General features: G+C 58.1%; 13 protein-coding genes. 2 read left to right on the top strand and 11 right to left on the bottom strand.

Annotated elements, in window-relative coordinates:
• Nucleotides 1-7: 7 nt before the first annotated feature.
• The 9 genes from era to rpoE form a co-directional block, all read right to left on the bottom strand.
• Nucleotides 8-910, bottom strand: coding sequence for a GTPase Era (era, locus tag ACZZ0Q_RS06640; RefSeq protein ID WP_122493821.1), 903 nt, complete (start codon nt 908-910; stop codon nt 8-10).
• Nucleotides 903-1592: a ribonuclease III gene (rnc, locus tag ACZZ0Q_RS06635; protein ID WP_122452879.1), complete on the bottom strand. Its 690-nt coding sequence runs from the start codon at nt 1590-1592 to the stop codon at nt 903-905. Before rnc ends, era begins: the two co-directional genes overlap by 8 nt.
• Nucleotides 1589-1966, bottom strand: coding sequence for a DUF4845 domain-containing protein (locus tag ACZZ0Q_RS06630; protein ID WP_463539663.1), 378 nt, complete (start codon nt 1964-1966; stop codon nt 1589-1591). Before ACZZ0Q_RS06630 ends, rnc begins: the two co-directional genes overlap by 4 nt.
• A gap of 94 nt (nt 1967-2060) precedes the next feature.
• Entirely contained in the window at nt 2061-2915 is an 855-nt protein-coding gene (gene lepB / locus ACZZ0Q_RS06625) for a signal peptidase I (RefSeq protein WP_463539664.1), read from the bottom strand.
• Between the two features lie 5 nt (nt 2916-2920).
• Nucleotides 2921-4720 carry a translation elongation factor 4 gene (gene lepA / locus ACZZ0Q_RS06620; RefSeq protein ID WP_463539665.1) on the bottom strand — a complete coding sequence of 600 codons (1800 nt, stop codon included), beginning with the start codon at nt 4718-4720 and terminating at the stop codon, nt 2921-2923.
• Between the two features lie 154 nt (nt 4721-4874).
• Nucleotides 4875-6311, bottom strand: coding sequence for a DegQ family serine endoprotease (locus ACZZ0Q_RS06615; RefSeq protein WP_463560386.1), 1437 nt, complete (start codon nt 6309-6311; stop codon nt 4875-4877).
• A 126-nt stretch (nt 6312-6437) separates the two neighbouring features.
• Nucleotides 6438-7385, bottom strand: coding sequence for a MucB/RseB C-terminal domain-containing protein (locus tag ACZZ0Q_RS06610; RefSeq protein ID WP_463539666.1), 948 nt, complete (start codon nt 7383-7385; stop codon nt 6438-6440).
• Between the two features lie 8 nt (nt 7386-7393).
• A complete protein-coding gene (locus ACZZ0Q_RS06605) occupies nt 7394-7996 on the bottom strand; it encodes a sigma-E factor negative regulatory protein (protein WP_463539667.1) in 603 nt (200 codons plus the stop codon).
• Between the two features lie 31 nt (nt 7997-8027).
• Nucleotides 8028-8609: an RNA polymerase sigma factor RpoE gene (gene rpoE / locus ACZZ0Q_RS06600; protein WP_108095477.1), complete on the bottom strand. Its 582-nt coding sequence runs from the start codon at nt 8607-8609 to the stop codon at nt 8028-8030.
• A 375-nt stretch (nt 8610-8984) separates the two neighbouring features.
• Here rpoE and nadB point away from each other — a divergent pair, with 375 nt between their 5' ends.
• Nucleotides 8985-10601 carry an L-aspartate oxidase gene (nadB, locus tag ACZZ0Q_RS06595; RefSeq protein WP_463539668.1) on the top strand — a complete coding sequence of 539 codons (1617 nt, stop codon included), beginning with the start codon at nt 8985-8987 and terminating at the stop codon, nt 10599-10601.
• Here nadB and ACZZ0Q_RS06590 read toward each other — a convergent pair.
• Nucleotides 10570-11007: a protein YgfX gene (locus ACZZ0Q_RS06590; protein WP_463539669.1), complete on the bottom strand. Its 438-nt coding sequence runs from the start codon at nt 11005-11007 to the stop codon at nt 10570-10572. The two genes, nadB and ACZZ0Q_RS06590, sit on opposite strands and share 32 nt — an antisense overlap.
• A complete protein-coding gene (locus ACZZ0Q_RS06585; protein WP_122452870.1) occupies nt 10991-11245 on the bottom strand; it encodes an FAD assembly factor SdhE in 255 nt (84 codons plus the stop codon). Before ACZZ0Q_RS06585 ends, ACZZ0Q_RS06590 begins: the two co-directional genes overlap by 17 nt.
• 121 nt (nt 11246-11366) lie before the next feature.
• Between ACZZ0Q_RS06585 and ygfZ the strand changes: the two genes are divergently transcribed.
• The gene (gene ygfZ / locus ACZZ0Q_RS06580; RefSeq protein ID WP_463560384.1) at nt 11367-12308 is read left to right on the top strand and encodes a CAF17-like 4Fe-4S cluster assembly/insertion protein YgfZ; all 942 of its coding nucleotides are present in this window, start codon (nt 11367-11369) and stop codon (nt 12306-12308) included.
• The last annotated feature ends 43 nt before the right edge of the window (nt 12309-12351 follow it).

Raw genomic sequence — 12351 nt, 5'->3', positions numbered from 1 at the left:
ACGGGGCTTAAAGGTCGGCGTAACCCAGCGAACGCAGGGCGCGTTCATCGTCCGACCAGCCGCCTTTGACCTTGACCCAAAGGTTAAGCATGACTTTGGAGTCGAACAGCACTTCCATGTCTTTGCGCGCATCCATGCCGATGCGTTTAATGCGCTCGCCTTTGTCGCCGATGATGATTTTCTTCTGGCCGTCGCGCTCCACCAGAATCAAGGCGTGGATGTGCAAGGTCTTGCCCTGCTGCTTGAATTCTTCAATTTCGACGGTGATCTGGTACGGCAGCTCGGCGCCCAGCTGACGCATGATTTTCTCGCGAACCAGTTCGGCGGCGAGGAAACGGCTGCTGCGGTCGGTGATCTGGTCTTCCGGGAAAAAGTGTTCGTTTTCCGGCAGGTATTTCTCGATCAGGCCTTCCAGCGCGTCGAGGTTATGCCCGTGCTGCGCGGAAATCGGCACGATCTGCGCGTTCGGAAGCTGGCTTTGCAGCCACTCCAGATGCGGCATCAGCTCGGATTTGTCTTCAATGCGGTCGGTTTTGTTGATCGCCAGAATCACCGGACCTTCTACGTACTGCACGCGCTCGAGAACCATTTGGTCTTCGTCGGTCCAGCGGGTGCGCTCGACCACGAAGATCACCACGTCAACGTCTTTCAACGCCGCCGAGGCGGTTTTGTTCATGTAACGGTTAAGCGCTTTCTCGCCGTTCTTGTGCATGCCGGGGGTATCGACGTAAATGGCTTGAACCGTGCCTTCCGTCTTGATGCCAAGCATGTTGTGGCGAGTGGTTTGCGGCTTGCGCGAGGTAATCGCCAGTTTCTGGCCAAGAATGTGGTTGAGCAGCGTCGACTTGCCCACGTTGGGCCGGCCGACGATGGCGACATAGCCACAGCGTGTTGCGGTTGAATCAGTCATGGCCATTCTCCACACCAAGGGCAATCAAGGCAGCCGCAGCGGCTACCTGTTCGGCGATACGGCGACTGGCGCCCTGCCCGATGGTTTTGTCATTCAATAAGGTGATCTGGCACTCGACTACAAAAGTCCGGCAGTGCGGGTCGCCCTGGATATCCACCACTTCGTAGCGCGGCAGATCGCAGCCACGCGATTGCAGGAATTCCTGCAGGCGGGTTTTCGGGTCTTTGTTGGTGTCGACCAGCGTCAGACCGTCGAGCTCTGAGCTTAGCCACGCCAACACGCGCTCGCGCGCCGCTTCCATGCCAGCGTCCAAATAAATGGCGCCGATCAGGGCTTCCAGCGCATCCGCCAGAATCGACTCACGGCGGAAACCACCGCTCTTCAACTCGCCGGAACCCAGGCGCAGGTATTCACCCAAATCGAACCCGCGGGCCAGAACGGCCAGGGTTTCGCCTTTTACCAAGCGTGCGCGCAAACGCGACAACTGGCCTTCGCGCGCCTGTGGAAAGCGCTCGAACAAGGCCTCGCCGGCAACAAAGTTGAGGATGGCATCACCGAGGAACTCCAGACGCTCGTTATTACGTCCGGCAAAGCTGCGGTGAGTGAGGGCCAGGATCATCAGATCCTGGTCTTGGAAGGTATAACCGAGCTGACGCTCTAAACGACTCAGAGCAGCACTCACGGCATACGCACGCGGAATTCTTTGTCGAAACGAGCGACGATGTCGAGGTTTTGAATAACCGGTTCGCGCTTCTCGTATTTCAGATGCACACGGAATTCGCCGTTTTCGATTTTAACTTCCATTGCTTTATCCAGATCGAGGTCGCGGATGCTATTGATCTGCATGCTTTTGACGATGTGCATACGGAAGTCGTGCTCGCTTTCGATGCCTAGCGCTTTGTCTGTTTCCACCGACGTGATGGCCTTTTCCAACGCCATATTGTCCAAGTAATGCGGAAGCATCTTGAACGTGATGCTGGCAAAAAATGCCACTACAGATAGCAGAATCAGCCACCCCAGCAGCCCCATACCCTTCTGCGAACGCGCAAGCGCCATGTTTGACCTCAGTGTCAGTACTTTTTGAAAGTCCAGGCCTCTGCGGGCCTGACTATATATAGCGTGCGGCGCTGGGTTTAGCAGCGCCGGCAGATCAGTGAATCAGGCCTACGCGTGACAGAGTCGGCACGTTGCGCAATTTCGGGTCGGCCCAGCTCAACCAGACGGCGAAGGCTTTGCCGACGATATTTTTGTCTGGAACCATGCCCAGCAGCTCTTTTGGAATCTTCGGATCGTTCCAGTAGCGACTGTCGTTCGAGTTATCACGGTTGTCGCCCATCATGAAGTAATGGCCGGCTGGCACGGTCCACTCGTTGCCCGGATCAGCTCGGTAGCGGTTCATTTCGATGCGGATCAAGTGTTCCACTTCGCCGAGTTTTTCCTGATACAGCGTGGCGCTGCCAAGGGAACCAGGCTCTTCGCCGAGCAGCTTTTTGGCCACCGACTCACCGTTCACGAACAACTGTTTATCCGCGGTGTAGCGCACCTTGTCGCCCGGCAAGCCAACCACACGTTTTATGTAGTTGATGGTCGGCTCGCTTGGATAACGAAACACCATGACATCGCCGCGCTGCGGATCGCCCACTTCGATGACTTTGGTATCGAGCACCGGCAAGCGAATGCCGTAGGCAAATTTGTTCACCAGAATGAAATCGCCGACTTCCAGTGTCGGTTTCATTGAGCCAGACGGAATCTGGAAAGGCTCAACCAGGAACGAGCGAAGCACCAGCACGATCGCCAGCACCGGGAAGAACGATTTGCCGTATTCCACCAGCAAAGGCTCGCGGTTGAGCTGATCCAGCACGGCTGGATCGGGCTCGGCCACCTGCCCTTGGTAAGCGGCGGCCGCTGCTTTGCGACGAGGCGCCAGGAGCACCAGGTCAAACAGGGCGAGCACACCGCAGACAGCCACAGCGATTACCAACAACAGCGGAAAATTGAACGACATAGGTATTAACCATCCAACCTGAGCACTGCAAGGAAGGCTTCTTGTGGAATTTCCACGTTGCCGACCTGCTTCATCCGTTTTTTACCGGCCTTCTGCTTTTCAAGCAGCTTGCGCTTACGGCTGACGTCACCGCCGTAGCACTTAGCCAATACGTTCTTGCGCAGCGCCTTGACGGTGGTGCGAGCCACAATCTGCCCGCCGATGGCAGCCTGAATGGCCACATCGAACATCTGCCGCGGAATCAGTTCTTTCATCTTTTCAGTCAGCGCACGACCTTTGTAGTGCGCGTTGTCGCGGTGCACGATCAGCGCCAGGGCATCTACCTTGTCGCCGTTGATCAGCACATCAAGCTTCACCAGGTTGGCCGACTGATAGCGGTCGAAATGGTAATCCAACGAGGCATAACCGCGGCTGGTGGACTTCAGGCGGTCAAAGAAGTCCAACACCACTTCGTTCATCGGCAGGTCGTAGCTGACCTGAACCTGAGTACCGAGGAAAAGCATGTCGCGCTGAACGCCACGTTTCTCGATGCACAAGGTGATGACGTTGCCTAAGTGCTCCTGCGGAACCAGGATGTTGGCCCGCACGATCGGCTCACGCATGTCTTCAATTGCTGACAAATCTGGCAATTTCGACGGGTTATCGACGTAGATGGTTTCGCCATTTTTCAACAGCAATTCGAAGATTACCGTCGGCGCCGTGGTGATCAGATCCAGGTCGTACTCGCGCTCGAGTCGCTCCTGAATGATCTCCATGTGCAGCATGCCGAGGAAGCCGCAACGGAAACCGAAACCCAGCGCATCAGAACTTTCGGGCAGATATTGCAGCGACGAGTCGTTAAGCGTCAGCTTTTGCAGGGCTTCACGGAAGTCTTCGAAGTCGTCCGAGCTCACCGGGAACAGACCGGCGTATACCTGCGGCTGAATGCGTTTGAAACCTGGCAGCACATCGACGTCCGGCGTCGAGCTGAGGGTCAGCGTGTCGCCAACCGGTGCGCCGTGGATGTCTTTAATGCCGGCGATGATGAAGCCCACTTCGCCGGCTTTCAGGTCCACGGTGGCGGTGTGCTTGGGAGTGAACACGCCCACGCTGTCGACCAGGTGAATCTTGCCGGTGGACTTCACCAGAATCTTGTCGCCCTTCTTAACGCAGCCCTGGCGCACGCGCACCAGCGAGACCACGCCCAGGTAATTGTCGAACCAGGAGTCGATGATCAACGCTTGCAGCGGATCTTCAATATTGCCGGTGGGCGCCGGAATGGTTTGCACCAGACGCTCCAGCACTTCATCGACGCCCATGCCGCTCTTGGCGCTGCACGCGACGGCATCAGTGGCATCAATGCCGATGATTTTCTCGATTTCTTCTTTGACGCGGTCGGGATCGGCCTGCGGCAAGTCCATCTTGTTCAACACGGGCATTACTTCCAGGCCCTGCTCGATCGCCGTGTAGCAGTTCGCGACCGACTGCGCCTCAACGCCTTGACCGGCGTCGACTACCAGCAACGCGCCCTCGCAGGCGGCCAGCGAGCGGCTGACTTCGTAGGTGAAGTCAACGTGGCCGGGGGTATCAATGAAGTTCAGCTGATAGGTTTTACCGTCACGCGCCTTGTAATGCAGGGTGACGCTGTGGGCCTTGATGGTGATGCCGCGTTCGCGCTCGAGGTCCATGGAGTCGAGGACCTGGGCTTCCATTTCGCGCTCGGACAAACCGCCGCACATCTGGATGAAACGGTCGGCCAGGGTCGATTTGCCGTGGTCGATGTGGGCGATGATGGAGAAATTACGGATATGACTCAGGTCACTCACGGATCAACACTCAAAAAGGCCGCAGGCAGATTGCCCGCCGAAAAATAGCCGGGAAGTGTACCCGATCGGCGGCAGGGGCGTCACCCGTGCCGCCGATAGGCGCCCACGAAAAAGGGCGGTAAAAACCGCCCTTTTGTGCATTACCGACTAAGCGTCACTCAGACAACTTGAAGGTAATGAAGCTTGCACGCCCTTCGCGCAGCACGCGCATCGACACCGAGCGGTTCTTCGGCAGCGCTTGAGCGACCTGGGTAAAGGTCTTCGCCGAATCAATGGCCTGGTTATTCAAGTGAGTGATGACATCGCCCGGACGCAGACCAATAAGAGCGGCAGGGCCGTCCTGTACTTCCTTGATCACAACGCCGCCTTTGAGATCAAGCGCTTTGCGCTCGTCAGCGGTGAGCTCAGCAACCTTGACGCCCATACGATTGCTGTTGCGTTCCACGGCCGACTCACCGCCACCGTTGGCAGCGACTTCATCGTCATCTGCAGGCAGGTTGCCGATGGTCAATTCCACGGTCTTGCGCGAGCCTTCACGAATCACCTCCAGCTGGGCTTTACTGCCCGCCTTCATGCGGCCTACCAGGTGAGGTAGATCTGCCGACATGACGATAGGTTGGCCGTTGAGGCTCAAAATAACGTCGCCTACCTGCAAGCCGCCTTTGGCTGCGGGGCCGTCTTCCATCACTTGAGCGACCAGTGCACCGGCGGGCTTGTCCAGACCAAACGACTCCGCCAGGTCTTTGTTGACCTCTTGAATCACGACGCCCAGCCAGCCGCGGCTGACTTTGCCTTCGGTTCTGAGCTGATTGGCCACGTCCATCGCCACATCCATAGGAATGGCGAACGAGAGCCCCATGAACCCACCCGAACGGGTGAAAATTTGCGAGTTGATGCCGATCACTTCGCCATTCAGGTTAAACAGCGGGCCGCCAGAGTTACCAGGGTTGATCGCCACGTCAGTTTGAATGAACGGCACATAGCTCTCGTTCGGCAGGCTACGACCTTTGGCGCTGACGATGCCAGCAGTGGCGGAGTGGTCGAAGCCGAACGGCGAGCCGATGGCCAGCACCCACGCGCCAACTTTTAGCTCTTCGGATCTACCGATTTTCACGACCGGAAGGTTTTTGCCTTCAACTTTGAGCAACGCCACGTCGGTACGAGGATCGGCGCCGATGAGCTTGGCTTTCAACTCACTGCGGTCGGACAGCCGCACGATAATCTCGTCAGCGCCTGTCACCACGTGGTTGTTGGTCAGCACGTAGCCGTCAGGGGAGATGATGAAACCGGAACCCAGAGACTGCGCGCCACGTTGTTGCTGGCGGCCCTGGGGCGAGCGTTGCTGCGGAGGCATGTTGCGCTCGAAGAATTCGCGAAACATCGGCGGCAGACCTTCCAGATCAGGAATGTCTTGGCCGGAAGCGCCTGCAACTCGGTCCGGAACTTTTTGCGTCGTGCTGATGTTGACGACGGCCGGGGCTGCCGCCTCGACCAGGGTAGTGAAATCAGGAAGTTCAGCGTGGGCAGTTAACGTCTGCCCCAGTAAAAACAATGTCAGAAAGGCAGATAAGCCAGATTTAAGGCTAAGCATTGACTTCGGCTCCCATAAAGGAAAAGCAAGTACCACATGAATTGTCGCGCCGAAAAAACGCGACATACGACTCTATGGTGAACATGCGAGCCGTAAGCCAGCGCTCGCATGAAAATTTCGGCGGCGTTACTGCGCCGCCTGCATATCCCCAGCGCGCATCGATAGCGCGACACGCTCAGCCGTTCCTAACGGAATCTCGCCAATCACAGTCACCATCACATCGCCCGATGTGGTCGCGATACGCTTGGAAACCGCAACGGTTGGCCCCAGCTGCGTGCGAGCATCTTCAACCGTGGCGCCGTTCAGCGGCTCAAGGAAAACCGAAAAACGCGCCAAACCATCGCCATACATCAGGCATGCGACAGGTTGGGAAGATAGGGCGCTGTGGCGCTCGACCGCGCTATTCAGACTGAAACCGGGCGGCATCCATTCGGAGTGCCAAGCCTTCGGATCCACGGCCTTACTTTCGACAAAGCGAACGGGCTGGCAGCTCGAACCTGGTTTCAGGTCAGCTTCTGAAGGAGGGGTCATTTCGATAGTAGAAAACTGGAAACGCTCAAGCAGTTGGCCTTTCTCATTGAGCAGCAACGACTTCAGCGGCAAGCCTGTTTCGCGGTCTAAATGCAGCTCGAAGCCATAACGGTGCTGATCACGCGGCAATACCGCTAACACCACCGCGTCGCGCCCAGCAACGCGCGACTCGCCAATAATGCGCAAGTCATACCAGGATAATAGTTGTTTGGTGTCCAACGCTCGTGCGGGCCAACTTTGACCTTCGGCGACCTGATCTGCCAAGCCACCGCTCACGCATTCGGTACGACGCCCGACCTTAACCACTTCTTGCACTGGCCCGTCGAGCTGCAAAAGTCGTTCGCGCACTTCTGTGCCACCAGAGGCCTGATGCCAGATTGTGTGAGTGGAGAAACTGCCGTTACGTTCGTAGACAAACGTGCCGTGGAAACTTTGCTGCTGCTGGGCCTCAGCGAGGCGGCCCAGCCAATCTTGCGCGTCGGCGGCGCTTACTGGCTGGGCCAGCACGCCACCTAACAGAAGCAGGTAGGAAAGTCCGCGCATGATCCTCCTCAGCGGTTTTCCAGACTTGCAGCACGCGCATAGGGCAACACACCTTCAGACGTGCTCATCGCAGCTTGCTGCGCGTGTTGACGCAGATAGCCCGGCAAGCGCTGCTCGTGCCAGTTCAATTGGCTCGGGCTTGAAGCTTTAGATTGCTGAGCGGAAACCGGCTCGGAGCTCTCGGTATAGCCAGCCAACAGAGCAGCGCCCTGTACTTGCGGCATTGGCAGCGTTGGCTGCACGTGGTTCTGGGCGAGTTGCGTACCCATCACTTCGTCCTGGTTATAGAGACGAACGCCAGCCAGAACCGCCAGAGTCACCGAGGCAGCAACTGCCAAGCGACCCAGACCGCGCCAGTGACCCGCAACCGCAGCTACAGGCGCAACAACCGGAGCAGCTTCATCAGCGAGCGCCTTGGACACCGCCGAAGCGATATCGAGGTTCGGTACCAGCAGATCTTTGTGCATAACTGCACGAGCTACTTGATAGCGCGCCCAAGTCGAGCGCAATTGGGCGTCTTCGCTGGCGCTGAGCACACGGCGCAGCTCCAACTCATCTGCCTCGTTATCCATAAGGGCGGATAACGATTCTTGCAGGGCTTCACGACTCATGGCGATTCCTCTCTTGGCTAGCGCCGCTGTCTCAGGCTCCCTGCAACAAAGGTTGCAGGACTTTATCAATGGCCTCACGGGCTCGGAAAATCCGCGACCGTACGGTACCTACTGGACATTGCATGACGCTCGCAATGTCCTCGTAACTAAGACCATCAAACTCTCGCAAAGTTAGCGCGGTGCGCAAATCTTCTGGCAATTGTTCAATGGTTCGATGCACGGCGTTTTCAATCTCGTCCCGTAGCATCAACCGCTCTGGAGATTCGATGTCCTTGAGTGCGTGATCGCCCTCGTAGAACTCTGCATCTTCAGCGCTTACATCACTTTCTGGTGGACGACGACCGCGCGACACCAGATGATTCTTCGCCGTGTTGATGGCGATGCGGTACAGCCATGTATAAAAGGCGCTGTCGCCGCGAAAATTAGCCAGTGCACGGAAAGCTTTAATAAACGCTTCCTGGGCAACATCCTGAGCTTCATGAGGATCGTGCACAAAACGCACTATCAACCCGAGAATCTTGTGCTGATACTTCAGCACCAACAGATCAAAAGCTCGTTTGTCGCCACGCTGCACCCGCTCGACCAACTGCTGATCATCTTCCTGGGTAAGCATGAACACTCCTCAATTGAGTTCGGAGAGAATGCCGTTCCAGCAAGTGAATCAACTTGCCAAGATAGACTCGGGTCTTGCGCAAAAGTTCTCCCCTCCAAACACGTTCCGCACACAAATTCTTTTGTCTTGCACGGAATCGCGCAGCACGACTAGCACGCCGGCTGCGCGGATAATCTTGTCACCGGTTTAGTTGTAATGAGGCCGCGGCAACAGCCGCTCTCGATACAACGCAAACGGCATTGTCCCCGTCTGGGTGACTGCCTATGGAACCTGGAAGTCTAAGAAAGTTCCCAGGGCCCAGGGGCCGTCATAAGCGCGCTATTGTGCAGCCCGCCCCGCCTATATACTAGTGGCCGCTTCTCGTGGAATTCGAACATGAGCCAACATTTTCAGCACGACGTTCTGGTCATCGGTAGCGGCGCTGCCGGCCTCACTCTAGCTCTGACCCTGCCAAGCCATTTGCGCATAGCCGTGCTTAGTAAGGGTGACCTCACAAATGGTTCAACTTATTGGGCACAGGGCGGCGTTGCAGCTGTGCTCGACACCACTGACACCGTCGAATCCCATGTTGCCGACACCCTCGATGCCGGCGCCGGTCTGTGCCGTGAAGACGCCGTGCGCTTCACCGTCGAGCACAGCCGCGAGGCCATCGAGTGGTTGATCGAACAAGGCGTTCCCTTTACCCGTGACGATGAAACTGCGCGGGAAGATGGTGGTTTCGAATTTCACCTCACGCGGGAAGGCGGCCACAGCCATCGCAGAATTATCCATGCCGCCGACGCCACCGGCGCAGCCATCTTCAATACCCTCCTCGCCCAAGCCCGTCAGCGCCCGAACATCGAGCTGCTTGAACAGCGCGTGGCCGTCGACCTGATCACCGAACGCAAATTAGGCCTGCCCGGCCACAACTGTTTGGGCGCCTACGTACTGAACAGAAATAGCGGCGAAGTCGACACCTACGGCGCGCGCTTCACGGTGTTGGCAAGTGGTGGCGCCGCGAAGGTTTATCTGTACACCAGTAACCCTGACGGCGCCTGTGGCGACGGTATTGCCATGGCTTGGCGCGCTGGCTGCCGGGTCGGCAACCTGGAATTCAACCAATTCCACCCGACCTGCCTGTACCACCCCAAGGCCAAAAGCTTTCTGATTACCGAAGCCATCCGTGGCGAAGGCGGCTTGCTCAAGCTGCCCAACGGCGAGCGCTTTATGCAGCGTTTCGACCCACGCGCCGAGCTGGCCCCGCGCGACATCGTGGCCCGCGCCATCGACCATGAAATGAAGCGCCTGGGTGTCGACTGCCTATATCTGGACATCAGCCACAAACCCGCCGAATTCATCAAGAGCCACTTCCCGACTGTTTATGAGCGCTGCCTGGGCTTTGGCATCGACATCACCAAGGAAGCGATCCCCGTCGTACCGGCCGCCCACTACACCTGCGGCGGCGTGGTGGTCGACCAACATGGCCACACCGATGTGCCGGGCCTATATGCAATTGGCGAAACCACCTTTACCGGCCTGCACGGCGCCAACCGCATGGCCAGCAACTCGTTGCTCGAATGCTTCGTCTATGCCCGCTCGGCAGCGGCGGACATCCTTCAGCAGTTGGCGAGCAAACCCACACCGCAACGCCTGCCGAGCTGGGACGCCAGCCAGGTGACCGATTCGGACGAAGACGTGATCATTGCCCACAACTGGGATGAGTTGCGGCGCTTTATGTGGGACTACGTCGGCATCGTGCGCACCAACAAACGCTTGCAGCGCGCTCAGCACCGCGTGCGCTTGTTGCTCGACGAAATTGATGAGTTCTACAGCAACTACAAAGTCAGCCGCGACCTGATCGAGCTGCGCAACCTTGCCCAGGTGGCCGAGCTGATCATTCGCTCCGCCATGCAGCGCAAAGAATCACGCGGCCTGCATTACACCCTCGACTACCCGGACCAATTGCCCGAAGCCCGCGACACTATTCTGGTGCCGCCCATCTACGGCGAGTGAATTTCAGCCGTACCCGCAGGCGCCGGTGGACATCCGCCGGCAATGCGTCGCTCGCCACACAAAGCCCCCGAACCCACCACTGCCCCGGCAGACGAAAGCGCAGCACAACCATTTGCGGCAACGCCACGCTGTCGGGGAACAACTGAACCGACTGCCAGCCATGGCCGGTCTGCCACAGGTGCCACCCGTCCGCGTCATGGCGAATGCCAGAAAAGTGAGAAGTGGCGAAGCGCCAAGTCCAGACGGCATGAGCGCTACACAGCGCACCGCCCAGAAGCGTCATCCATATAGGAAGGGCCGCCACCAGCAAGGCGAGCCAGGCGCCGAGTTGTGCGCCGAGATACAACGCCAGCAGGCGCCGGGAGCGCTGCCAGCGGCATTCGAAAACCTTACTTGGGTTGGACACGGTCCAGAATCATGCGAACCATGCGGCGCAGGTCGGCGTCTTCCGGCTCGCCGCGCTGCATGAACCAGCCAAACATGTCCTGATCTTCGCACTCCAGCAGTTTGCGATAGCGCTCGCGGTCTGCGTCATCCAGGCTCGGGTAGACTTCGCGAACGAAGGGCACCAGCAACACGTCGAGTTCCAGCATGCCGCGGCGGCTGTGCCAAAACAGGCGGTTCAGTTCAATATCGTCGACCATCAAAGCGGCTCCTGCGAAATAGGCCGGCAGTATAGCGGCGCCACGCCGATACCGGCACCCGCTGACAAGCTCAAGGCAGGGCCCTATGATTAGCCCCCAGACTTTCAATCAGCGATTTCTCATGGCCGATTCAGTTTTTTTCTGCACGCTGTCCCACGAAGGCGTTCTTGCCGTTCGCGGCCCCGACGCCAGCAAATTCCTGCAAGGCCAGGTCACCTGCAATCTCAACTACCTGAGCGATAGCAATGCCAGCCTCGGTGCCCGCTGCACCCCTAAAGGCCGCATGGTGTCGAGCTTTCGCATTGTCAGCGAAGGCGACGGCTATGTGCTGGCGATGGCCAGCGAACTGCTGGAACCGCAGCTCAGCGACCTGAAAAAATATGCCGTCTTTTCCAAATCCACTCTCAGTGACGAAAGCGCCGACTGGCTGCGTATCGGCCTCTACAACGCCGACGAAGTCCTCAGCGAGCTTGGCCTGCTGCTGCCGACCGAAGCCGACGGCGTTGCCCGTACAGACAATCTGTTCGCCATTCGCCTGAGCGACGGCCGCGTCGAGCTGTGGATTCGCAGCGCGATCAGCGCCGACGTCATGCAACAAATCCAGGCCAAACTCCCTGAGCGCCCCCTTAATAGCTGGCTGCTCGCCCAGGTTCGCGCCGGCATCGGCCAGGTATTCGGCGCGACGCGCGAGCTGTTTATTCCGCAAATGATCAATTTGCAGGCCGTGGGCGGCGTCAGTTTCAAGAAAGGCTGCTACACCGGCCAGGAGATCGTCGCGCGCATGCAGTACCTGGGCAAACTCAAACGCCGCTTGCAGCGCTTGAGCCTGGAAGGCGCCGAATTACCGGCCGTGGCCAGCGAACTGTTCTCCCCGGTGCACCGCTCCAGCGTTGGCGAAGTGGTGTTGGCCGCGCAAAGCGAAACGGGCGTGGAACTGTTGGCGGTATTGCAGGAAGATGCCGTCACTGATGGACGGATTCATCTCGGCAGCGAAACCGGCCCGGCTTTGCAGCTCTTGGACCTGCCTTACACCTTGAACTCGGATCGCGAGATTCAGCGTTAACCCTATTACTTTCCGGCCGCCTGCCCGCCAAGCGCCCCAGTCT

The sequence above is a fragment of the Pseudomonas sp. AC070 genome (genome assembly GCF_979258635.1).
This window is presented reverse-complemented; position numbering and strand designations above follow the sequence as displayed.

Coding starts and splice junctions, on each gene's coding strand:
- rpoE (WP_108095477.1), bottom strand. CDS start 8,609: ATGCTTACCCAGGAAGATGATCAGCAGTTGGTCGAGCGGGTGCAGCGT.
- nadB (WP_463539668.1), top strand. CDS start 8,985: ATGAGCCAACATTTTCAGCACGACGTTCTGGTCATCGGTAGCGGCGCT.
- ACZZ0Q_RS06610 (WP_463539666.1), bottom strand. CDS start 7,385: ATGCGCGGACTTTCCTACCTGCTTCTGTTAGGTGGCGTGCTGGCCCAG.
- ACZZ0Q_RS06630 (WP_463539663.1), bottom strand. CDS start 1,966: ATGGCGCTTGCGCGTTCGCAGAAGGGTATGGGGCTGCTGGGGTGGCTG.
- lepB (WP_463539664.1), bottom strand. CDS start 2,915: ATGTCGTTCAATTTTCCGCTGTTGTTGGTAATCGCTGTGGCTGTCTGC.
- ACZZ0Q_RS06605 (WP_463539667.1), bottom strand. CDS start 7,996: ATGAGTCGTGAAGCCCTGCAAGAATCGTTATCCGCCCTTATGGATAAC.
- ygfZ (WP_463560384.1), top strand. CDS start 11,367: ATGGCCGATTCAGTTTTTTTCTGCACGCTGTCCCACGAAGGCGTTCTT.
- ACZZ0Q_RS06585 (WP_122452870.1), bottom strand. CDS start 11,245: ATGGTCGACGATATTGAACTGAACCGCCTGTTTTGGCACAGCCGCCGC.
- ACZZ0Q_RS06615 (WP_463560386.1), bottom strand. CDS start 6,311: ATGCTTAGCCTTAAATCTGGCTTATCTGCCTTTCTGACATTGTTTTTA.
- era (WP_122493821.1), bottom strand. CDS start 910: ATGACTGATTCAACCGCAACACGCTGTGGCTATGTCGCCATCGTCGGC.